Here is a 21,090-nt window from a genome sequence, read left to right as displayed (position 1 = left end):
TTGGCACAAAGTTTGCTGAGTAGCGAATAACTCACAAAAACTTGGTTGGGGGATACGAATGAAAAAAATACTACTCGCGTTGGGTCTGTCCAGCGCACTTTTGGGCGGTTCTGTTGCCTGGGCTGAAGAAGCCGCATCAGCAGCCGTTCCTACCGAGGAAGTTGCTTTAGTTGATGCAACCGCAACTCCAGATATTACAGAAGTTACTGCTGTGGAAGCAGTAGAAACAGCGCCGGTTGAAGAAGCGGCAGCTGCAGAAGAAGAAGCCACACTCGATACAGGTGACTCTGCCTGGATTTTAACGTCAACAGCCCTAGTTCTACTCATGACCATTCCAGGTTTAGCCCTGTTCTATGGTGGTATGGTACGTAAGAAAAACGTACTGAGTACTATGGCACATAGCTTTGTAGCAGCTGCAGTAGTCAGCATTGTCTGGGTCGTGATTGGTTATACCCTGGCATTTGGTGAAGGTAATGCCTTTATTGGTAGCCTAGATAAATTTATGCTGTCCGGTATTACGACTGAAGCGCTGTCAGGTACCATTCCTGAAATCCTGTTCGTCATTTTCCAAATGACTTTTGCGATTATTACGGTTGCCATCATTAGCGGTTCTATTGCTGAACGTATGAAGTTTGGTGCTTTCATCGCATTCATCACACTTTGGGTGATTCTGGTTTATGCGCCAATTACTCACTGGGTATGGGGCGGCGGCTGGTTAGGCAGTGACGGTGCATTGGACTTCGCTGGTGGTACAGTCGTACACATTAACTCAGGTGTTGCAGGTCTGGTTGCGGCCTACATGCTGGGTTCGCGCATGGGGCTAGGACGCGAATCTATGGCACCACACAATCTGACGCTTACTGTAGTCGGTGCAAGCTTACTATGGGTGGGCTGGTTCGGTTTCAACGGTGGTTCAGCATTGGGTGCAAACGGTTCAGCAGGTTATGCACTCGTGGTTACACAAGTGGCAGCAGCAGCAGCAACGATCTCTTGGTTAATTACTGAAAAAATTGCACGTGGTAAAGCATCTGTATTAGGTGGTGCATCGGGTGCGGTTGCAGGTCTGGTAGTGATTACTCCAGCAGCTGGTTTCGTGACTGTAGGTGGTGCTTTAGCGATGGGTCTCATCGGTGGTGTAGTATGTTTCTGGGGTATTACTGCACTGAAACGTATGCTTAAGGCTGATGACTCTCTAGATGCTTTTGGTCTGCATGGTGTAGGTGGTATTGTCGGTGCGATTCTGACTGCATTCTTTGCCAGCGAATTTATCATGGGTGACGGTGCACCAACCAATGTAATGCATCAATTATGGGTACAAATTGAAGGGGTACTGGCAACAATCGCTTACTCTGCAATCTTGACCTTTATTATCCTGAAAGTGATCGATCTGATCATTGGTATCCGTGTTTCTTCTGATGATGAGCGCATGGGTCTGGACTTGAGCCAACACGGCGAACGTGTCGAATAATCTGCTAAAACAATAATCAATATATTGTGTGAAACAGCCCGTCAGGGCTGTTTTTTTTCTATATATTGCGTAAAACTCTACAAAGTTCAGAATTTTTGCTACACTCGGAAATCATCAGGATTTGTTCAATTAAACCGCTATGCATTGCCCATTTTGCAATACACCAGACAGTAAAGTGATCGATTCACGCCTGGCCGCCGAAGGTTGCCAGATTCGCCGTCGTCGTGAATGTGTCAGTTGTAATGAACGCTTTACCACCTTTGAAAGTTATGAAGTGGTAATGCCGCGGGTCATCAAGTCTGATGGCAAGAATGAACCCTTTGATGAAGCCAAATTACGCCGTTCTCTTATGCATGCCTTGCAAAAACGTCCTGTGACACAGGAACAGATTGAAACGGTGCTTAGCGATATCCAATTGCAGATTCGCCGTCTCGGTGAACGTGATGTCAAGTCACGCACTATTGGTGAAATCGTGATGCAGTCTTTGTTTGCCCTCGATCATGTTGCTTATGTACGTTTTGCTTCGGTGTATCAGGACTTTCAGGATGTCGAAGCCTTTCGTCGTCAGATCGAACAGATGCAGCAACGCGGCGAATTACAAGAATAAGCATGATTGAAATAACTCAAGATCAAATCTGGATGCGCCGTGCCATCGAACTGGCACGTCAGGGCCAGTATTCCACCAAACCGAATCCAAACGTTGGCTGTGTCATAGTTAAAGATGGCGTAGTAGTGGGCGAAGGTTTTCATCCCAAAGCGGGTCAACCACATGCTGAAGTCTTTGCAATGCGTCAGGCCGGTGAGCAGGCCCATGGTGCAACCGCTTATGTGACTTTGGAACCCTGTGCGCATTATGGGCGGACCCCGCCTTGTGCCAAAGGTCTGGTTGAAGCTGGCGTAGCTAAAGTCGTCGTGGCTTGTCCTGATCCAAATCCACTGGTCGCCGGAAAAGGTGTACAGATCCTGAAAGATGCTGGTATCAACGTTGAAGTGGGCATCTGTGAAGATGAAGCACATCCACTCAATTATGGTTTTCTGAAAGCCATGGCGACTGGGATGCCTTATGTGCGTGTGAAAATTGCATTAAGTCTGGATGGTCGTACCGCGATGGCTTCGGGTGAATCGAAATGGATTACCGGTATAGAGGCTCGGCAAGATGTCCAGCACTGGCGTGCGATTTCTGGTGGGGTAATTACCGGGATTGAAACAGTATTGGCCGATGATTGCCAGCTCAATGTCCGTAGCCTGAAAGGCGTTGATGACATCAGCAGGATTGTTCAGCCAAAACGGATTATTCTGGATCGCCAAGGTCGTTTGCCACTCACTGCTAAGATTTTGGAACAACCAGAAACGGTGATGGTGATGGGACCTTATCGTCAGGAACTGGCGGATCTCGGTGTGATCCAGCTTGAGATTCAGCCTTTAAAAGAATTATTACAGTACCTGGTTCAGCAGCATCAGATTTATGACGTGCTGGTGGAAGCAGGAGCGACTTTATCTAGCGCATTTTTACAGGAAAAACTGGTGGATGAACTCATCAGCTATGTTGCACCGACTCTATTGGGGCAAACTGCGCGTAGTATGTTTAATGCAGAATTCAGCCAAATGGCAGAACAACTTCGATTCAAATTGCAGGACGTGACCCGTTTGGGTGATGACGTGCGCTTCAGGTTAATTCCTTCTCAAGAGACACTATGAATTCAGAGTCTACGGTTTACCACAAACGTCGCCATGCGGCACGTACCACAGATGAATATCTTTTCCATCAGCTGGTTCCTTATCTGGGGAACAAACGCCGTTTACTACACTTAATTCTGGAAGCACTTGAGAGCACGGGAACCCTAAAACGTGAAGATGGCCGTGCGCCGATTTTTGCCGATTTTTTTGCAGGTTCGGGGGTGGTTTCACGTCTGGCCCGTCAGAATGGCTATCGGGTGATTGCCAATGACTGGGAACCGTATAGTCATGCACTCAATCATGCAGTTTTAGCTTGTACCGAAGCACCTGCCTTTAAAGAGCTCGGTGGCTATCAGAAAGCGATTGATTATCTGAACCGTTTACCAGAAGTCAAAGGCTGGGTGACACATAACCTGTGTCCACGCAATGATGAAATTTATGATCCGACCCGTGACCGTTTATTCTTCAAACGCCGTAATGGTATGCGTATTGATGCGATACGCCAGCAGATTGCCACCTGGCAAGCCCAAGGCGCAATTGATGATGTGGAAATGAGTGCTTTATTGGCACCACTTCTATATTCAGCCAGTTTTGTCAGCAATACTTCAGGCGTATTTAAGAGCTTCCATCATGGCTGGGGCGGTAAAACCCAGACCGCGCTGGAACGTATTGAATCGCTGCTTTGGTTAACACCAAGCCGTTTCTGTGAAGATAACAAGCATAAAGGTCCTGCAGCTGAAATGTGGTGTGTCGATGCCCAGCATCTGGCGAATCAGATGAGTGGCTTTGAAGTGGATGTTGCTTATCTCGATCCACCATATAACCAGCATGCTTATAGCAGTAACTATCATGTGTTGAATGCTTTAACCCTCTGGGATCAGGTGGATCTACCGACACCCGATACCAAAGGCTTTAAGAGCGGGATCGACCGTGCTTGGCGTAAAGAGCGTCCAAGTCAGTACAACTCGTCCAAGCATGCCAAGGAAGCCTATGAAACCTTGTTGGCAACCATCAATGCACGTTTTATTCTGACCAGTTATTCAACCGATGGTAATATCAGTGCGACAGATCTGTTGCAGGCCAATCTGAAACGTGGCCGTGTGACCTTGCTAACTCAAGATGTGCCACGTTACCGTGTCAGCAAGCAGCGCCAGTCCGAGCGTGCACGTGTACTGGAATTTATCGTGATTACCGACACGCATGCCAAGTCTGGGCCACCGATCCGTCAATTGTTGGGTCAGTTACACCATTATGCAGAACTGGGTGGTGTCGATACGACCAGTGTGAGTACGCAGCTAGCTCTCTGGTAAAAGCATAAAAAGGAATAGAAAATGTTTACAGGTATTATTGAAAGCCTCGGTAAGGTCGAAAGCCTGCAAAATGTCGGCGGTGATGTACGCTTACGTATTCAGACTGATCTGGATATGACCGATGTCCATCTGGGCGATTCAATTGCCACCAATGGCATTTGCCTGACTGTAATTGACTGGGGCGACAACTGGTATGCAGCAGACGTGTCTCGAGAAAGTTTAAATCGAACCACACTTGGTAACTGGAAAGCGGGTCAACCTGTAAATGTTGAAAAAGCCATGCTGCCAACCACACGCTTTGGCGGGCATATTGTTTCTGGTCATGTCGACGCGGTGGGCGAAATCACGGTAGTGCGTTCTGATGCCCGTTCCATCTATTTTGAAGTGACAGCACCTGCTGAAATTGCCAAGTATCTGGCAGAGAAAGGTTCAGTGACAGTAGATGGTATCAGCCTGACGATTAACCATCTGCGTGGCAATATTCTCAGTTTAAACCTGATTCCGCATACCGCTGAACGAACCAATATTGGCACCTGGAAAGTCGGGACCAAAGTTAATCTGGAAGTCGATGTGCTAGCACGTTATATCGAGCGTTTGTTGCTGGGTAACAAGGCAGCTGAAACCACACCACAGTCAAAAATCAGTATGGATTTTTTAGCTGAAAATGGCTTTTTAAAATAACCAAACTGCCTAAATACTCAACAGTCTAATTGAAAAATTAGACTGTTTTTTTATTTTTCGGGATAATCCTGACTTCACTTTACGATTTTAACCCCAGCGGACAGGTCGAATGCTCGATTTCTTACTAAACCTGGAACAGTCTTTGCCGATATTGCTTGAGCAATATGGGGTGTGGATCTATGCCATTTTATTCCTGGTGATTTTTGCAGAAACGGGATCTGTATTTTGCTTTTTCCTGCCGGGAGATAGCCTGTTAATTGCAGTCGGTGCGCTCTGTTCTAGTAGCGATTTGATTACGCTGCATTCTATGGGATTACTGCTATTTACTGCGGCAGTGCTGGGCTATACCGTCAATTATTACACTGGCAAAGTGTTAGGCTTAAAATATTTCAATCAACATTCGCGTTTCTTTAAACCCGAATATTTGACCAAGACCAATCATTATTTTATGAAGCATGGCGGCAAAACCATCTTGATTGCACGTTTCATTCCTTTTGTACGTTCTTTTGCTCCATTTGCTGCCGGTTCGGGCCATATGAATTTTATGACTTTTACGCTTTACAATCTGGCTGGAGGCGTATTGTGGATTGTAAGCTTACTGGGCATAGGTTATATGGCAGGTAATGCCGCCTTTATGCTGGCAGATTTTTTCTAGATGTGAATAAATAGAAAAGCCCACTTTTGTGGGCTTTTCTAGGCTTATTTCTAAGTCAATTAACGCTTTTGCAGAATGTAATCAATTTCTTCACGGGCTGCAGCACGTAAGCGGTTACGCAGCTGTACCAAAGTTTCCTCGATCGCAGTTTCGGCTTCCAGTTCCAGACGTAATCGGGTACTTTCCAGCTCTGACAGAATCTCAGTATCATCAATTTTGATTTGGGCGGAATTTAAAATGCGATTTTGCTCAAAACGTGCCGCATAATTCAGGACTTCAGCATTCAGGCTGTCCCGTAATAATTCTAGGGTACGTGTCTGTTCTGCATATTTACGTTCTTCATCCAGCTTCATTTGCTCGATATACGCCTGCTCCTGAGCACGCTTATCTGCCAGCGCTTTTTCAAGGGCCTGCTGTTTGCGAATCCGTGCTTCTTCAATCAGTTCCGCTTTGCGTTGTGCATAAGCTTCCTCAATTTTACGCTCGGATTCTTTTTGCAGTTGCTGGTCATGTGCCAGCCATTCCTGCAATGACGTCTCTGGCTGAAGTACGTCGCAGATACGCGCGAGGTCATCAATAAAGGTCTGACGCACAGCTTCAGGCACATTTAACCAGCGCTGTTTGAAATCTGGACCAACATTTAATGCCACGGGCATCTCCTTATGAGGTTTAAGTAGGGCTACAGTTTATAAGTTTTCGGCTCAATACCCAGTCGACGGTATTGCTTAAACTTCTCGCGGCCGAGTTGCTTGGCCGTTTCGTTGTTTTCAATAATCTCAATAATGTGACTAAATTTAGCGTAAGGTTCAAGTGCTTCAGGATTAAAATTAAAGATAATCCAGTCTTGTTGCTCAGGCAAGCTTGCAGAGATACAGACACTGGCCTGTGGCTGGTCAATACCATGCGGGATGAAACCGGTAGGATCAAACGTCCACAGATGTTCATCCAGCTGTTGCTGCAAGTCCACATCACCACAGAGTAACCAGATCCGTTCCGGCTGACGCAGAATCTTGCGGCATAAACGGCAGGTACTTTCGACCTGCCGTTCAGGGCTTTTTTCAAATAAATAAAAGCTGACTTTAGCCATTCTTTTGAACACGGTTCGCCAGGAATTGCATTAATAATGGCACTGGACGACCTGTTGCGCCTTTATTGGTGCCTGAATTCCAGGCTGTACCTGCGATATCTAGGTGTGCCCAGCGATAGTCATGGGTGAAACGCTGCAGGAAGCAGGCTGCAGTCACAGAGCCGGCCTTAGGACCACCAATATTGGCAATATCTGCAAATGGAGAATCCAGCTGTTCCTGATAATCATCCAATACTGGCATACGCCATACCCGGTCAAATGAAGTTTGACCAGCAGCTTCGAGTTCAGCGGCCAATTCATCATCCGGCGTGAACATGCCAGTCAGGACTGAACCCAGTGCAACCACACAGGCCCCGGTCAAAGTTGCAATATCAATCACGAGAGCAGGGTTAAAGCGTTTTACGTAAGTTAAAGTATCGCAAAGTACCAGACGACCTTCTGCATCAGTATTCAGAATTTCAACCGTTTGACCGCTCATCGTGGTGACAATATCGCCTGGACGGGTTGCTTTGCCAGATGGCATGTTTTCAGCAGCGGCAATGGTACCCACAACATGAATATCTAAACCAGATTCGCATAATGCACGCATGGTACCCAGCACGGAAGCTGCACCACACATATCGTATTTCATTTCGTCCATGCCGGCACCTGGCTTCAGGGAAATACCGCCAGTATCAAATGTAATCCCTTTGCCGACTAAAACCACAGGTGCTTCACTACGTTCTGCATGATATTCGATGGTAATGATACGTCCTGGACGGTCTGAACCTTTGCTCACTGCCAGAAAAGAGTGCATTCCCAGATCAGCCATTTGCTGTTCATCCAGTACATTCACTTTAAGCAGTTCTGGATATTCAGCTGCTAAAGCCAGTGCCTGTTCCGCAAGGTATTCCGGGAAACAAATATTGCCTGGACGGTTACCCAAGTCACGTGCTAAGTTTTGGCCGGTTTGCACTGCCTGAAGCAATTGCAGCTGTTCTGCAGTTACTGGACTATCGGTCGCAATCAGGTTGATTTGCTCAAGTACAAATTCATTTTTCTTGGATTTGAATTCATCAAAAGCGTACGCAGCCTGGGTCAGCAATAGTGCAAAAATGTTATGAAATTGGACTGGCAGGGCAGAAATGTCTACGCTGATCTGCTGGAATTTTTTCTGTGCTGCTTTTATGATAGTTTGCGCAACTTTCGCCAGTTTGCCCGGCTGTAGTTCAGCAGTCTTGCCCAAGCCAACCAGACAAGCGTTAGTACTCGCTGGAACATTACCAACTAATGCCAGGGTTTCATCTAGACCTGCTTTATATTGTGTCGCTGTGGTGATTTCTTCGAACTTGTTAATCTGATAAGTCGCAGCTGACTGCTGAAGTTGCTCAGAATCTACAAGAATTAACAGATATTGGCTGGATGCATTCTCTTGGAATGACGTATTAATTGTCAGTTTCATATGCGTTTATTTAAGCCTTATAAAATTTGCAACCATTAAACCATTGAAACAATTTCCTGAACAGGGTTTCAATGTTCAACTCAAGTATCGGTTTTATATTTTTAAGCTTAACATTCGGGTAAACTATGACAAGTTTTTACCCTGTATTCTGGAAGATTTAATTTGATTATTCGGCGTTATCTGGTCAAGCAAGTTGTATCAACATCCTTGGTTGTGATTGCCTTATTGACCTTGATCATGATGGGTGGTCGACTGATCAAGTACTTCGGTGTGGCAGCACAAGGACGTCTGGATGCAGGCATTCTGTTCAGTATTATTGGTTATCGTTTGCCTGAATTCCTGACCCTGATTTTACCTTTAGGTTTCTTTATTGGTCTGATGCTGGTATTTGGCCGGCTCTATGTCGATCATGAAATGGCAGTCATGAATGGTAGCGGGGTCAGTCGCAATCAGCTGGCACGATTACTCATTCCGATGACTTTAGTATTTCTAGTCGTTCAGGCATTTTTAATGCTCTGGGCGGCACCGTGGGGTATTCGTCAGTTTGAAGCATTGACCAATGAGCAGGCAGTACGGACGGGTTTCGATCTGGTACGGCCGAAAGAATTTATTTCCTCGGGACCCTATACCATTTATGCAGGTGATTTGTCGGAAGACCGTAAAAACCTGAAAGATATCTTTTTCTATCAACGTGCAGAACGTGAAGGCAAACCAGATGTTATGATTCTGGCGCAAGAAGCGACCCGTGTAGAAGTGGCAGGGGACACCGCCAATGTGGTGGATCTAGTCAATGGTCGCCGTTATGAAATCTTTGCCGGCATGCCGAAATATACCCAAGCGGAATTCGAGACTTATCGTCTGCGTCTGGAAAATGATAAAGAAGCCAAGTTTGAAAGTGCTGAGGTTGAAGCCTTGCCGACTTCAAAACTCTGGGAAAACCGTCAGGATCCTGTGGTCGCCAGTGAGCTCGGTTGGCGAGTATTTGTACCATTTGCGATTATTGCGGCGCTGATGCTGGCCAATGCCTTGTCTGAAGTGAGTCCACGTCAGGGGCGTTATCTTAAACTCTTTCCAGCACTCTTGATCTTTGCCAGCCTGATTGTAGCTTTAATGGCAGTAAAAACGCGCGTCAGTAAAGAGGAAATGGGGATTTGGGCTTATCCAATGGTCCTGATTTTCTATGGTATTGCTGCGGCTCTATTTGCACGTAAACAGAAGCTGGCGCCGAAAATCAAGAAACAGATTCAACGAGCGAGGTCTTAATCATGCTGGCACGTCGTATCGTTGCAAAACATGTGACCGGAACCACTGCACTTGCTATGCTCGGTGCAACAGCCGTATTGGCCGGTCTACAGGTATTATTTACTTACTTGGGTGAATTAGGCTCACTAAAAGAAGGCTATGGCGCCTGGCAGGCACTGAAATATGTGCTGTGGGGCGCGCCAAACTATCTGTATGAGATCCTACCAATTTCTGCACTGATTGGTGCTGTTCTCGGCTTAGGTACACTTGCTTCTAACAGTGAGCTGATTGTGATGCGTTCGGTCGGGGTCAGCCTGTGGCGGATTGTCGGCTGGGTGATTCGTTCGGCATTACTCCTGGTGATTTTATCTTTTGCTTTAAGTGAATGGGTAATTCCGTATACCAATGAGCAGGCCAAAGCAGTGAAGAGTTACAACAAGCCTGTAAAAATTGGTGAGGTTAAAGGCTACTGGACCCGTGAAGGTCAGCGTTTTATCTACATTGACTATGCTAATGCCAAAGGTGAGCTAAAAAATGTACAGATGCTGGACTTTGATGAAGATTATCGTCTGCGCGGGACGCTAAAAGCCGAGCAGGGTGATTTTATCAAGGATGGTGCGTGGACTCTGCAGAATACGCAGGAAATGAATATTCTGCAGAATGGTAATGCCACGCTGATAACACATTCCGAACAGCCGCTGGCCTTAGCGCTGCAACCGAAGTATGTGCATATGGTGACCATTGACCCGGAGGATCTATCGCCTAGTCAACTGGTCAGTTTCATGAGCTATATGCATGAATATAGCCAGGTACCAAAGACCTATGAACTGGCTTTCTGGCAGAAAGTCGGCTCGCCATTTGCCCTGATTGCACTGGTGGTGATTGCCTGTTCCTTTATTTTTGGACCGCTGCGTCAACAATCTATGGGCTTTCGCTTGGTGATTGCACTATTTGCAGGTTTAGGCTTCTTCTATCTGCAGGACTTCTTGGGTTATGCGAGTTTAGTCTATGCGCCGTCGCCCGCATGGTTTGTATTTATTCCAATTATCATCATGTTTGCAATTGGTGGTTATCTACTGCATCGGGCACGCTAAGCCACAAGAAAATAGAAGAAATCAATCGCAGTGAGAGGCTTAAACCATGGTGTGGTCATGGCCTCTCACTGCAAAATTAGTTAAAATAGAACGATTAATTCGTAAACGAACAAGAGTATTCATTATGACGGATGCAACTGCTGGCAAAATCCCTCACGTATTGGTAATTATGGATGGTGTGGGTCATCGCGAAGCGGTCGAAGACAATGCGTTTTTAGCGGCTAAACGACCTCATTTAACTGCTATGCAGGAAAAGCATCCGCATGGTTTGATCTCTGGTTCTGGTGAAGATGTCGGTCTGCCTGATGGTCAGATGGGTAACTCTGAAGTCGGTCATATGAACCTGGGTGCTGGCCGTGTGTTATATCAGGACTTCACCCGTATTACCAAAGATATCCGTGCCGGTGCGTTCTTTGAGCATGAAGTACTGATTGATGCGGTAGAAAAAGCCAAAGCATCAAATGGTGCCGTACACATTATGGGCCTGTTATCTGAAGGTGGTGTGCACTCACATGAAGACCATATCGTAGCGATGGCAGAGCTGGCATTAAAACGTGGTGCCAAAGTCTATCTACATGCTTTCCTGGATGGTCGTGATACGCCGCCGAAAAGTGCACAACCATCATTAGAAAAATTAGACGCTGTTTTTGCTCAATATCCAGGTCAAGGCCGTATTGCTACCATGATTGGCCGTTACTTTGCCATGGATCGTGACAACCGTTGGGATCGCGTGGAACAGGCGTATCGTTTGCTGACTGAAGGTGAAGCAGTTCGTACGGCAGCCACTGCAGTAGAAGGTCTTGAACAGGCGTATGCAGCAGATGAATCCGATGAATTCGTAAAAGCGACCCGTATCGGTGATGTGGCTGCGATTCAGGATGGTGACAGCGTAGTCTTCATGAATTTCCGTGCGGATCGTGCGCGTGAATTAACCCGTGCTTTTGTTGAGAAAGATTTTACCGGTTTTGAGCGCAAAGTTGTGCCACATCTGGCGAAATATGTGATGTTGACCCGTTATCAGGCAACAATCGATGCGCCTGTAGCATATATGCCAGAAGCGCTGGTGAACTCGATTGGCGAATATTTATCAGACCTGGGCAAAACCCAATTACGTATCGCAGAAACTGAGAAATATGCACACGTGACTTTCTTCTTCAGCGGTGGTCGTGAAGATGAATATCCAGGTGAAAAACGTATCCTGATTCCATCTCCAAATGTAGCAACTTATGATCTCAAACCGGAAATGAGTGCATACGAAGTGACCGATGAACTGGTTGCAGCGATCAACTCAGGTGAGTTTGACCTGCTGGTGGTGAACTATGCCAATGGTGATATGGTCGGTCATACTGGCGTATTTGATGCAGCAGTCAAAGCAGTGGAAGCAGTAGACACTTGCCTAGGTCGTGTTTATGAAGCCGTGATGGCGCAAAAAGGCCATATGATTATTACTGCAGACCATGGTAATGTTGAGCAGATGCAGGACTATCAAAGTGGTCAGGTACATACCCAACATACGACTGAACTGGTTCCGTTTATTTATGTGGGTCCAACTTCGGCAACGATTGCAGAAGGCGGTGTACTGGCGGATGTGGCGCCAACATTGTTAAGTCTGATGCAACTTCCAGTGCCGGCAGAAATGCAGGGCCGTAACTTAATTGAGCTGAACGCTTTATAAAAATATCAATAGGATAAAGAATGGCAAAATCACAGCAGAAGTCAGTTGTACTCGCAAGCTTACTGATGTGTTTGAGCCATTCGGCATGGAGTGCTGGTTCCCAGGGTCCGGTACTCGATGATATGGTCATGGACCAGCAAACCTATAGCGAAATTCCGGTTTCTTCGATTCAGGAATTCGTGCAGATTTATGGCATTGTCAAAGATAATTATATTCAAGATAAAAATGACGATGCATTATTCCAACAGGCAATTCGTGGTCTGGTCGGTGGTTTAGACCGCTATTCCCGTTATCTTTCTCCAGAAGACTTCAAACAGCTCCGTCAATATACCGAAGGCGATCTAGCCAGTATCGATTTTGACCTGCAGTTTAATCCGCAATTGAAGCAGTGGATGGTGCAGGGACTTAGTCCGGATGCCGACTCTGCCAAGCAGGGATTGCGTAATGGCGTGACTGTTTACAAGATTGATGATCAGATCTTAAATACGCTGAAGCGCGAGCAGGTTCGGGATTTGCTCAGTGGCGCGATAGGCTCTACTTTAAGCATTCAGCTTTCTGCGCAAAGTACGCCGGTGACGCTGGTTCGTAATATCAAAGTAGATACCGAGATTAAATCGACCCTGCATAATAATCAGGTGCTGGTCTTGCAGGTCAAGGTCTTCCAGCAGGACACAGCCAACGAAATTAAACGAATTATTGACAGCTATTCCAGTCAACGTTTAAAAGCCGTGTTATTTGATCTACGTAATAATCCAGGTGGCCTGCTTTCGGCAGCGGTAGAGTCTGCGGATCTATTCCTGAATCAGGGCATTATTGTCTCAACCAAAAGCCGGGCAGAAGGGGATCAGCAGTTTCAGGCTTTACCAGGATTTGAATTTCAGAATCTGAAAATTGGAATCTTGATTAATAACCGTTCTGCCTCTGCAGCCGAAGTCTTTACCGCTGCCTTGAAAGAGCATAACCGTGCCTGGGTGGTCGGTGAAAAAAGCTATGGTAAAGGTGTGGTGCAGAAACTGTTTCCTCTTAGCAATGGGGCGGCGTTACAGATGACGGTATCGCAATATTTTAGTCCCAGTGGTCAGCGTATTGAGGGTCTTGGTGTGCAGCCTCACCTCAGTTATCCGCTTGGCGTTGAGATGAGGGAAGAAAGTTATCTGGATCACATCACTGAATTATTGCTTTTACAAAAATAATGAAGGGGGCATAGCCCCCTCATCAATCATTCTTCTTCATCGGTATCGAGCCCAAATTTCTTTAGACGATAACGCAGCGAGCGGAAAGACATGCCCAACTTTTTTGCGGCAAGCGTACGGTTCCAGTGAGTCAGATTCAATGCATTTAGCAAAATTTCTTTCTCGATTTTCTCCATATACAGTTCAAGACCTTCTTCAGGCAGTTTTTTCGGTACAATAAAAGTGTCAGTAGTGTTACTCGATTCGGATGCTATATTCGATGTGATTTCGGAGGTCACAAAACTCTGGCGTAAAGGTGCAGTTTGCAAATGCTGGATATCAATTGTGTCTTCATCGCTGAGGGTAATAGCTCGCTCGATGATATTACGCAATTCCCGGACATTTCCTGGATAGTATTGAGTCAGTAACTGCTCTTTGCTATGTTCAGTCAGGCGTTTCACAGGGATTTGCCATTCCTGACAGATCTTCTGAATAAAGTGTTCAGCCAGCAGCAGAATGTCATTACCACGCTCACGTAATGGTGGCAACACTAGATCCATCACATGAATGCGGAAGAATAAATCCTGACGAAATTTACCTTGCTGTACCTGTGCTTCCAGGTCCTGATGACTGGCGCTGATGACGCGAAAATCCACATCAATTTCAATATCTGAACCTAAAGGGCGAATCCGTTTTTCCTGTACTGCACGTAGCAGTTTGACCTGCATACTGAGTGGAAGTTCTGCAATTTCATCCAGAAATAAACTGCCGCCATGTGCAGACTGGATCAGGCCCTGTTTGTCCTGCATGGCGCCAGTAAAGCTGCCTTTCTTGTGCCCGAACAGCTCACTTTCCATCAGTTCAGCTGGAATTGCGCCACAGTTAATGGCAATAAAGGGTCCTTCACTCCGGTTACTGAGGCGATGAACCAGATTTGCTACAACTTCTTTACCTGTACCAGATTCACCGGTAATAAATACCGGGGCTTGAGAGCGGGCAATTTTATGCAAAGTCGTACGTAATTGCTGAATCGGCTTGGACTGGCCAATCAGCATTTTATATTCTAGGGTATCTTGCTGATTGGATTGGTAATCTACTGGCTTATTTAGTGCCTTTTGCAGTAACTGCTCCAGATGTTTCTGATTGATCGGCTTACTGACAAAGTCAAAGGCACCTGCCTTGAGTGCAGCAATGGCAATATCCATATTGCCATAGGCAGTTAACACAGCAACCGGTAGGGAAGGATGATGCTCACTGATAAATTCCAGTAGCTGCAAGCCATTACCATCAGGCAGATTCAAGTCCGTAAGGCAGGCATCATACTGATGATCTGCCAGGCGTTTTTTAGCATCCTCCAGACGATGGGCGATATGCGTGCGAATTCCCATACGCATGAGCGACATCTGCATGAGCGTACAGAGATCTTCTTCATCATCGACCAATAGTACCAGTGGTTGTTGTTCCACACTCTTTCCCCTTAAATTCAAAAATTAAACAGTGATGCGCTGGCAGCTAATCCGGAAGCAGGCACCCTGTTCTTGTTGTATATAATTCAGCTGGGCCTGATTGGCCTCACAGAAACTGTGGGATAAATATAGCCCTAGTCCTGTACCATTAATTGAAGTGCTGAAAAATGGTTTAAACAGCAGACTCTGATCGGCAGGCGCCACACCCTGACCAAAATCCCGTACATCAATCCAGACTTTATGTTCATAAGGATGAACTTTTAATTCTACATAGCCTACGGCTGGATCGTTATGCCGCACGGCATTACGCAATAAATTGACCAATACTTGACGTAGCTGGGCTTCATCAAACTGGATGTCCAGTCGCATATCAATATTCAGCTTAATCTGATCAGCAATATCAGCCAAATCCTCATGGATACATTGTGGAATAAATTCATTCAGCTGAATAGATACTGGATGAGTCTCTTTATTCTTCACCATATTCAGCGTGTCTTCAATAATCCGGTTGATTCGTGTTGCCTGCTTGCTGATCATGCCATGCAACACCTGCTGTTGGTCCTGTTCACAACCAGGTAACAGATCATTAGCTTGAACAATCGCTGCAAGCGGATTACGAATCTCATGGGCAATACTGGCAGAAAGTTGCCCGAGTGCCGCCAGTTTTAATTGCTGGACTTGTTGATTAAGTTTTTGCGCATCTTGCAGCACCAGCAACATTAAAGTTTGATGCGGTACAATCAGTTTTTGTACTTGAACATGAATATTGAAACGGCTTTGCTGGGATTCAAACTGAAAGCGTTCGCCATTTTCCAGATCTTCAAAGCGGATCAACTCAAACAGATCTGGTTGTGACTGGTACAATGGAAACGTGTCATGTGCATACATTTGCTGGATGCCAAGCAAGTGGCAGGCAGCAGGATTACTCAGCACCACATGACAGTTTTCATCGAGAACCAGATAACCAGTCTCAATCTGTTCCAGAATATAACGGTTAATATTTTGTAGACGATAAAGTTCCATGGACTGGGAAAAATTGACATTTTCCAAGATCTGGAAACGTCGGACTGCAATTTGCCCGATGCCATAGACCACAAAAAACATGAAAGCCAATATGGCGCTATTGCCGATATTACCCACAGAGGAAAGGGTAAACAGGCTGGTGATGAAATGCTGGTAAATCACACTGATGACCGCAATCAAGGTAATCACCAGCGCTTTTTGTGCATTCAGTAAAATGGAAGCGGCAAAGATAGTAATCACGAATAGCATACTGAGCTGTAGATTGGTGCCATTCGTGGCCAAGGTCAGCAGGCTGAGTGCACAGACATCGACAATAAAAATACCGGTCAGCTGTTGCTGAACAAATTTCTTAAAATACTTCAGAACAAAAAGCTGGATCAAGGCGATAGCAATGAAGCTACTCAGTACATAATGATACAGCTTGGGATATTCTAAATCGCTGGTGTGCTCAGGATAAGTGAGCACGAAAATCAGCAGTAAACCAGTACTGATGATCAGGCGGTATGCCGCATACCAAGTGCCCAGCAGATATTGGTTAAGCTCTGAATAAGAAGATCGCTGCGACATAGAACCTTTTTTGTTTTTTTAAGTTTTCTTAAATAGAGGGCATAAAATATTAAGGTTTAATCAGACCATAGCGCATTGCTAGATGGGTCAGTTTCACATCGCTGTCGATATTAAGTTTTTCAAAAATACGATAACGATAGGTATTTACAGTCTTAACACTCACAAAAAGTTTATCCGCAATTTCCTGGGCACTAATGCAGTTGACGACCATCATGGCAACCTGCATTTCGCGTTCGGACAGGGAATCAAATGGGGATTGCTGTGTGTCAGATAAATAAGAGCTCGCTAATTGCTCGGCAATATCTGCACTAAAGTATTTGCCGCCCTGCATGACTTTATTAATAGCACGTACCATCTCGGTAACAGGTGCACCTTTAGTGATATAGCCTTTAGCACCTGCTTTGAGTAACAGCGATGGATAAGGTTCTTCGGCAAGACCACTGACAGCGATAACTTTAGTATCAGGGGCTGTTTGTAGCAGTCGACGCGTAGTTTCAACACCACCAATACCCGGCATATTCACATCCAGGAGTACTACATTCGGATGATGCTGACGCACCAGAGTAATTGCTTCTTCACCAGATTCAGCTTGTCCAATGACCTGAACATCAGTGTGGTCTTCAAGCATTCTACAGATGCCAGTACGCACCAATTCATGGTCATCTACAACTAAAACTGTGATCACGTATACTCTCCCTCAGATGAAAAAAAATCATTTTTTTTGTTACACAACGCAAAATAAGCTTGCAATGAAACTACAAAATTAGCAATCCTACAGACATGTCATATTGAACTGTATCACGCAGTGTAGAGATCAATAATTGTTCTGCATTGTGGTAAATGTAATGTAAGCCATATTAGAGGTAATACGCAAATCAATCTTACCTCGTAAGTTGGGTGAAGGAATAGTGAAGAAAACACATAAGTCTTTGATGCATGTACTGGGTCTGTCGCTGGCAGTCAGCATGAGTACGACGACGAGTTTTGCTGAAATTATCATGAATTCGTCAGCAGCGGCCCCTCAGTCTAGCCTGAGCTGGTCTTCTGAACAGGCCAACCAGTTCTTGAGTGATGGATCGGATGCCGATGATGAGCCTTCTCCGCTTGGCTCTACGACAGTCACCACGACCATCCGTAGTCAGAATGGTCAAGCAGTACAAGAACCTGCCAAAACTGTACAGATTCTGGATACCAAGACCTATGGCACGCAGCCATCTGTCAATGCGCGTTCAGCGCTGGTAATGGACGCGCAGACCGGTGAAGTGCTGTATAGCAAGAACAGTAATACAGCAGTGCCGATTGCATCGATTACCAAGCTGATGACAGCAGTGGTGATCTCTGATGCACGTTTAAACATGAATGAAAAAATCACACTACAACAGGGTGATTTTTCATGTTCAGGTTGTAAGAGTTCAAGCTCGACGTTACGTGTCGGAGACACGATGAATCGTGCTGAAGCTTTATTGTTTGCACTGATGAAATCTGAAAACCCGGCTGCAGCAGCGTTGGCACGTACCTATCCAGGTGGTCGTAGTGCTTTTATTTCTGCCATGAATAGTAAAGCCAAAGCATTGGGTATGAATTCAAGTAAATTTCTGGAATCTACCGGATTGCATCCGGGCAATAAGTCATCTGCAAGAGACTTGGGGATTCTGGTAAACACCGCTTCGCAATACGGCTTGATCCGACAGTTCTCAACCACAGCAAGTTATGACTTTAATCTGGGTTACCGTGTGTTGAAATCGAATAATACTAATGCACTAGTACGTAATGGTGGCTGGAATATTAATATTTCTAAAACCGGTTTTATCAATGAAGCTGGACGTTGTGTAGTGATGCATACCACCTTAAATAACCGTCCAGTAGTCGTAGTGTTGCTTGGAGCAGATTCATCTGCTGCACGTACCAATGATGCAACACGTCTCATGACTTGGGTGTCTAGTTTGCCGAAACAGCGTGTTTAAGCTTTTATAAAATATTTAAGTCATAAAAAAGCCCTGCAGATGCAGGGCTTTTTGATTCTGTCTCTTACATATTAGACAGAATAGAATCGCGTACTTGATCCAATGTTGCATCGATCGACAGCATTACTGCATCAGAACATTGTTTGATTGCAGTATCGGGATCTTTCAGACCGTTACCTGTCACAGTACAAACAATTACTGAGCCTTCAGCAATCTTGCCAGCTTTGATGTCACGAATTGCACCGCCGATAGACGCTGCAGAAGCAGGTTCTACGAATACACCTTCGTACATGGAAAGTAGACGTTGTGCTTCAAGAATTTCAGCATCAGTCAGTTCGTCGAACCAACCTTGAGAATCACGAACAACCGCTTTGGCATGGTTCCAGCTTTGTGGATTACCAATACGGATTGCAGTTGCCACAGTTTCAGGGTTTTCTACTGGTGCACCACGTAGGAATGGTGCAGCACCAGCTGCCTGGTAACCCACCATTGTTGGAAGGCCTTCAGGTTTAGGACCAGTGAACGCATCAGTTGCAGGGTCATAAACCACTTGCTCAAACTGATCAGCAGGTTGGTTGGCAACGGCTTCGGTATAACCCATCCAGTGTGCAGTGATGTTACCTGCGTTACCGACAGGTAGGCAGTGGTAGTCAGGTGCACGGCCCAGCTCATCTACGATTTCGTAAGCAATGGTTTTTTGACCTTGCAAACGGTATGGGTTGATTGAGTTCACAATCGTCACTGGTGCTTTATCTGCGATTTCTTTCACCAGACGCATACCGTCATCGAAGTTACCGCGGATCTGCATGGTGATTGCGCCATACATCATCGCTTGTGCCATTTTACCCATGGCAATTTTGCCTTCAGGAATTAACACAAACGCTTTCATGCCTGCACGTGCAGCATAGGCAGCCGCAGCAGCAGAGGTGTTACCTGTAGAGGCACAGATAATGGCTTTTGAGCCTTCTTCAGCGGCTTTGGTCACCGCCATGGTCATACCACGGTCTTTAAATGAACCAGTCGGGTTTAAGCCCTCGTACTTCACATAAATTTCAACATTTTTGCCAATAATGCGCGGAATATTCGCAAGCTTAATCAGTGGTGTATTACCTTCGCCTAGAGAAACAGCAGGGGTAGTTGCAGACACTGGTAAACGGTCGCGATAGCGGTCAACTAAACCAGTATAACGATTGGCATTCGACATGATGATGTTCCAATTGTGTGTAGAGCTTGGTGAGGGGAGTAACCCCCTCAACCCGATTAATTATCAAGCGATTCTAAACGAATTCGCACAATTTCGCCATGAATGACAGGAAGAGCTTGAATTTGCTTTAACGCTTCATCCATTTTCGCTTCCTTGACTGGATCAGTCAGGATCACGATAGGAATAAGGTCTTTTAAGCGAGATTGCTGCATGATGGCATCGATACTAATACCGTTACGGCTCAGAATAGAGGTCACTTCTGCAAGAACGCCGGTTTGATCTTCAGCGTTAATACGGATGTAGTAGCCTGTGGTCATTTCTTCACGAGGAAGAATTGGCAAGTCGCTTAAGCTTTCAAAAGCCAGTTGTGGAATGGTACCTGCGCCATCTTCAGTGTAAGAAATGTCACGCACGATATCCACCACGTCAGCGACTACAGCAGATGCTGTAGGACCAGCACCAGCACCAGCACCATAGTACAGTGTAGGGCCAACGGCATTGGCTTGTACCAAGACTGCATTTTTCACGCCATTTACATTGGCGATTAGTTGCTCCTCAGGAATCAGGGTCGGGTGAACACGAAGTTCAATCCCTGTTTCTGTACGACGAGCAATACCGAGGTGTTTAATACGGAAACCTAAGTCTTCAGCATATTTTACATCTTGAGCCGTGATTTTGCTGATGCCTTCGGTGAAGACTTTATCAAATTGCAGCGGGATACCAAATGCAATCGATGCAAGTAAGGTTAGTTTATGTGCGGCATCAATACCTTCAACGTCAAAGGTTGGATCTGCTTCAGCATAACCCAGTTCTTGCGCTTCTTTCAGTACATCTTCAAAAGCACGGCCTTTGTCACGCATTTCAGTCAGGATAAAGTTACCTGTACCGTTAATGATGCCCGCCAGCCAATCAATTTTGTTGGCAGCCAAGCCTTCACGCATGACTTTAATAATCGGGATGCCACCTGCCACCGCTGCCTCGTAAGCAATTTGCACAGCGTTGTCATCAGCAAGTTTGAACAGTTCATTACCGTGTTCAGCGAGCAAAGCCTTGTTCGCAGTCACAACCTGTTTGCCATGCAGGATAGCTTCTTTAATGACTTCATAGGCAGGATGAATACCACCCATCACTTCAACCACAACATCAACATCTGGCTGACGTACGATCTCTAGCAGGTCAGCACTTTGCTTGATGCTGTCATCAAGTTCCAGGTCAGGACGCGGACGACGGGTACCCACATAAGTAATTTGAATTTCACGACCGGTGCGACGTTTAATCTCAGCAGCATTTTGTTTTAATAGTTTAAGGGCACCACCACCCACAGTACCAAGACCGAGGATTGCCAGACGAACTGGTTTCACGTC

19 protein-coding genes are annotated in these 21,090 nt (G+C 45.8%); 11 read left to right on the top strand and 8 right to left on the bottom strand.

All coding sequences use genetic code 11. The features are described 5' to 3' along the window. The first annotated feature begins 58 nt into the window (after positions 1-58). The 6 genes from C8322_RS11720 to C8322_RS11695 all read left to right on the top strand — a co-directional run bounded on the left by C8322_RS11720 (position 59) and on the right by C8322_RS11695 (position 5,791). A complete protein-coding gene (locus tag C8322_RS11720) occupies positions 59-1,468 on the top strand; it encodes an ammonium transporter (protein ID WP_004810169.1) in 1,410 nt (469 codons plus the stop codon). Between the two features lie 139 nt (positions 1,469-1,607). Further along, positions 1,608-2,075, top strand: coding sequence for a transcriptional regulator NrdR (gene nrdR / locus C8322_RS11715; protein WP_004810168.1), 468 nt, complete (start codon positions 1,608-1,610; stop codon positions 2,073-2,075). Positions 2,076-2,077: 2 nt separating this feature from the next. Next, the gene (gene ribD / locus C8322_RS11710; protein ID WP_004810165.1) at positions 2,078-3,166 is read left to right on the top strand and encodes a bifunctional diaminohydroxyphosphoribosylaminopyrimidine deaminase/5-amino-6-(5-phosphoribosylamino)uracil reductase RibD; all 1,089 of its coding nucleotides are present in this window, start codon (positions 2,078-2,080) and stop codon (positions 3,164-3,166) included. Continuing rightward, on the top strand, positions 3,163-4,455 hold the full coding sequence (locus C8322_RS11705) for a DNA adenine methylase (RefSeq protein ID WP_004810163.1): 1,293 nt from the start codon (positions 3,163-3,165) through the stop codon (positions 4,453-4,455). Before ribD ends, C8322_RS11705 begins: the two co-directional genes overlap by 4 nt. Positions 4,456-4,476: 21 nt before the next feature. After that, the gene (locus tag C8322_RS11700) at positions 4,477-5,136 is read left to right on the top strand and encodes a riboflavin synthase (protein ID WP_004810161.1); all 660 of its coding nucleotides are present in this window, start codon (positions 4,477-4,479) and stop codon (positions 5,134-5,136) included. A gap of 109 nt (positions 5,137-5,245) precedes the next feature. After that, positions 5,246-5,791, top strand: a complete 546-nt coding sequence (locus C8322_RS11695) for a VTT domain-containing protein (RefSeq protein ID WP_004810159.1) — start codon at positions 5,246-5,248, stop codon at positions 5,789-5,791. Positions 5,792-5,850: 59 nt separating this feature from the next. Here C8322_RS11695 and C8322_RS11690 read toward each other — a convergent pair whose 3' ends face one another. From C8322_RS11690 to C8322_RS11680, 3 genes are read right to left on the bottom strand one after another with little or no spacing between them, the layout of a single operon-like run. Then, positions 5,851-6,441 carry a hypothetical protein gene (locus C8322_RS11690; RefSeq protein WP_004810157.1) on the bottom strand — a complete coding sequence of 197 codons (591 nt, stop codon included), beginning with the start codon at positions 6,439-6,441 and terminating at the stop codon, positions 5,851-5,853. A 29-nt stretch (positions 6,442-6,470) separates the two neighbouring features. After that, complete coding sequence (locus C8322_RS11685) at positions 6,471-6,878, bottom strand: DNA polymerase III subunit chi (protein ID WP_004810155.1); 408 nt, start codon at positions 6,876-6,878, stop codon at positions 6,471-6,473. Next, positions 6,871-8,319 (bottom strand): leucyl aminopeptidase, encoded by a 1,449-nt coding sequence (locus C8322_RS11680; RefSeq protein WP_111810653.1) that lies wholly within the window; start codon positions 8,317-8,319, stop codon positions 6,871-6,873. The genes C8322_RS11685 and C8322_RS11680 overlap by 8 nt, the downstream gene beginning before the upstream one ends. Before the next feature lie 162 nt (positions 8,320-8,481). On the opposite strand from C8322_RS11680, the gene lptF reads away from it, so the two are divergent. The 4 genes from lptF to C8322_RS11660 all read left to right on the top strand — a co-directional run bounded on the left by lptF (position 8,482) and on the right by C8322_RS11660 (position 13,523). Beyond that, on the top strand, positions 8,482-9,582 hold the full coding sequence (gene lptF, locus C8322_RS11675; RefSeq protein WP_004810151.1) for an LPS export ABC transporter permease LptF: 1,101 nt from the start codon (positions 8,482-8,484) through the stop codon (positions 9,580-9,582). A 2-nt stretch (positions 9,583-9,584) separates the two neighbouring features. Further along, the gene (lptG, locus tag C8322_RS11670; protein WP_004810149.1) at positions 9,585-10,655 is read left to right on the top strand and encodes an LPS export ABC transporter permease LptG; all 1,071 of its coding nucleotides are present in this window, start codon (positions 9,585-9,587) and stop codon (positions 10,653-10,655) included. 124 nt (positions 10,656-10,779) lie between these two features. Then, positions 10,780-12,330: a 2,3-bisphosphoglycerate-independent phosphoglycerate mutase gene (gene gpmI, locus C8322_RS11665; protein WP_034424062.1), complete on the top strand. Its 1,551-nt coding sequence runs from the start codon at positions 10,780-10,782 to the stop codon at positions 12,328-12,330. Between the two features lie 20 nt (positions 12,331-12,350). Continuing rightward, positions 12,351-13,523, top strand: a complete 1,173-nt coding sequence (locus tag C8322_RS11660; RefSeq protein WP_004810144.1) for a S41 family peptidase — start codon at positions 12,351-12,353, stop codon at positions 13,521-13,523. Positions 13,524-13,549: 26 nt separating this feature from the next. On the opposite strand, the gene C8322_RS11655 is transcribed toward C8322_RS11660, so the two are convergent. From C8322_RS11655 to C8322_RS11645, 3 genes are read right to left on the bottom strand one after another with little or no spacing between them, the layout of a single operon-like run. Then, positions 13,550-14,968, bottom strand: a complete 1,419-nt coding sequence (locus C8322_RS11655) for a sigma-54-dependent transcriptional regulator (protein WP_004810143.1) — start codon at positions 14,966-14,968, stop codon at positions 13,550-13,552. Between the two features lie 24 nt (positions 14,969-14,992). After that, on the bottom strand, positions 14,993-16,558 hold the full coding sequence (locus tag C8322_RS11650; protein WP_004810141.1) for a two-component system sensor histidine kinase NtrB: 1,566 nt from the start codon (positions 16,556-16,558) through the stop codon (positions 14,993-14,995). Between the two features lie 49 nt (positions 16,559-16,607). Next, positions 16,608-17,243 (bottom strand): response regulator, encoded by a 636-nt coding sequence (locus C8322_RS11645; protein ID WP_004810139.1) that lies wholly within the window; start codon positions 17,241-17,243, stop codon positions 16,608-16,610. A 223-nt stretch (positions 17,244-17,466) separates the two neighbouring features. On the opposite strand from C8322_RS11645, the gene C8322_RS11640 reads away from it, so the two are divergent. After that, positions 17,467-18,522, top strand: coding sequence for a serine hydrolase (locus tag C8322_RS11640; RefSeq protein ID WP_026056747.1), 1,056 nt, complete (start codon positions 17,467-17,469; stop codon positions 18,520-18,522). Positions 18,523-18,586: 64 nt separating this feature from the next. Here C8322_RS11640 and thrC read toward each other — a convergent pair whose 3' ends face one another. Then, positions 18,587-19,726: a threonine synthase gene (gene thrC / locus C8322_RS11635; RefSeq protein ID WP_004810136.1), complete on the bottom strand. Its 1,140-nt coding sequence runs from the start codon at positions 19,724-19,726 to the stop codon at positions 18,587-18,589. A 56-nt stretch (positions 19,727-19,782) separates the two neighbouring features. Continuing rightward, complete coding sequence (locus C8322_RS11630; protein WP_004810134.1) at positions 19,783-21,087, bottom strand: homoserine dehydrogenase; 1,305 nt, start codon at positions 21,085-21,087, stop codon at positions 19,783-19,785. Positions 21,088-21,090 lie beyond the last annotated feature (3 nt).

Source organism: Acinetobacter sp. SM1B (genome assembly GCF_003289665.1).
Lineage (GTDB): Bacteria > Pseudomonadota > Gammaproteobacteria > Pseudomonadales > Moraxellaceae > Acinetobacter > Acinetobacter schindleri.
The sequence above is the reverse complement of the archived record's forward strand: the minus strand, read 5'-3'. Positions and strand labels throughout refer to the sequence as shown.

Bases quoted from the DNA above. Each gene is read 5' to 3' on its own strand.
- C8322_RS11720 (WP_004810169.1), top strand. From the start codon at position 59: ATGAAAAAAATACTACTCGCGTTGGGTCTGTCCAGCGCACTTTTGGGC.
- nrdR (WP_004810168.1), top strand. From the start codon at position 1,608: ATGCATTGCCCATTTTGCAATACACCAGACAGTAAAGTGATCGATTCA.
- ribD (WP_004810165.1), top strand. From the start codon at position 2,078: ATGATTGAAATAACTCAAGATCAAATCTGGATGCGCCGTGCCATCGAA.
- C8322_RS11705 (WP_004810163.1), top strand. From the start codon at position 3,163: ATGAATTCAGAGTCTACGGTTTACCACAAACGTCGCCATGCGGCACGT.
- C8322_RS11700 (WP_004810161.1), top strand. From the start codon at position 4,477: ATGTTTACAGGTATTATTGAAAGCCTCGGTAAGGTCGAAAGCCTGCAA.
- C8322_RS11695 (WP_004810159.1), top strand. From the start codon at position 5,246: ATGCTCGATTTCTTACTAAACCTGGAACAGTCTTTGCCGATATTGCTT.
- C8322_RS11685 (WP_004810155.1), bottom strand. From the start codon at position 6,878: ATGGCTAAAGTCAGCTTTTATTTATTTGAAAAAAGCCCTGAACGGCAG.
- C8322_RS11680 (WP_111810653.1), bottom strand. From the start codon at position 8,319: ATGAAACTGACAATTAATACGTCATTCCAAGAGAATGCATCCAGCCAA.
- lptG (WP_004810149.1), top strand. From the start codon at position 9,585: ATGCTGGCACGTCGTATCGTTGCAAAACATGTGACCGGAACCACTGCA.
- gpmI (WP_034424062.1), top strand. From the start codon at position 10,780: ATGACGGATGCAACTGCTGGCAAAATCCCTCACGTATTGGTAATTATG.
- C8322_RS11660 (WP_004810144.1), top strand. From the start codon at position 12,351: ATGGCAAAATCACAGCAGAAGTCAGTTGTACTCGCAAGCTTACTGATG.
- C8322_RS11650 (WP_004810141.1), bottom strand. From the start codon at position 16,558: ATGTCGCAGCGATCTTCTTATTCAGAGCTTAACCAATATCTGCTGGGC.
- thrC (WP_004810136.1), bottom strand. From the start codon at position 19,726: ATGTCGAATGCCAATCGTTATACTGGTTTAGTTGACCGCTATCGCGAC.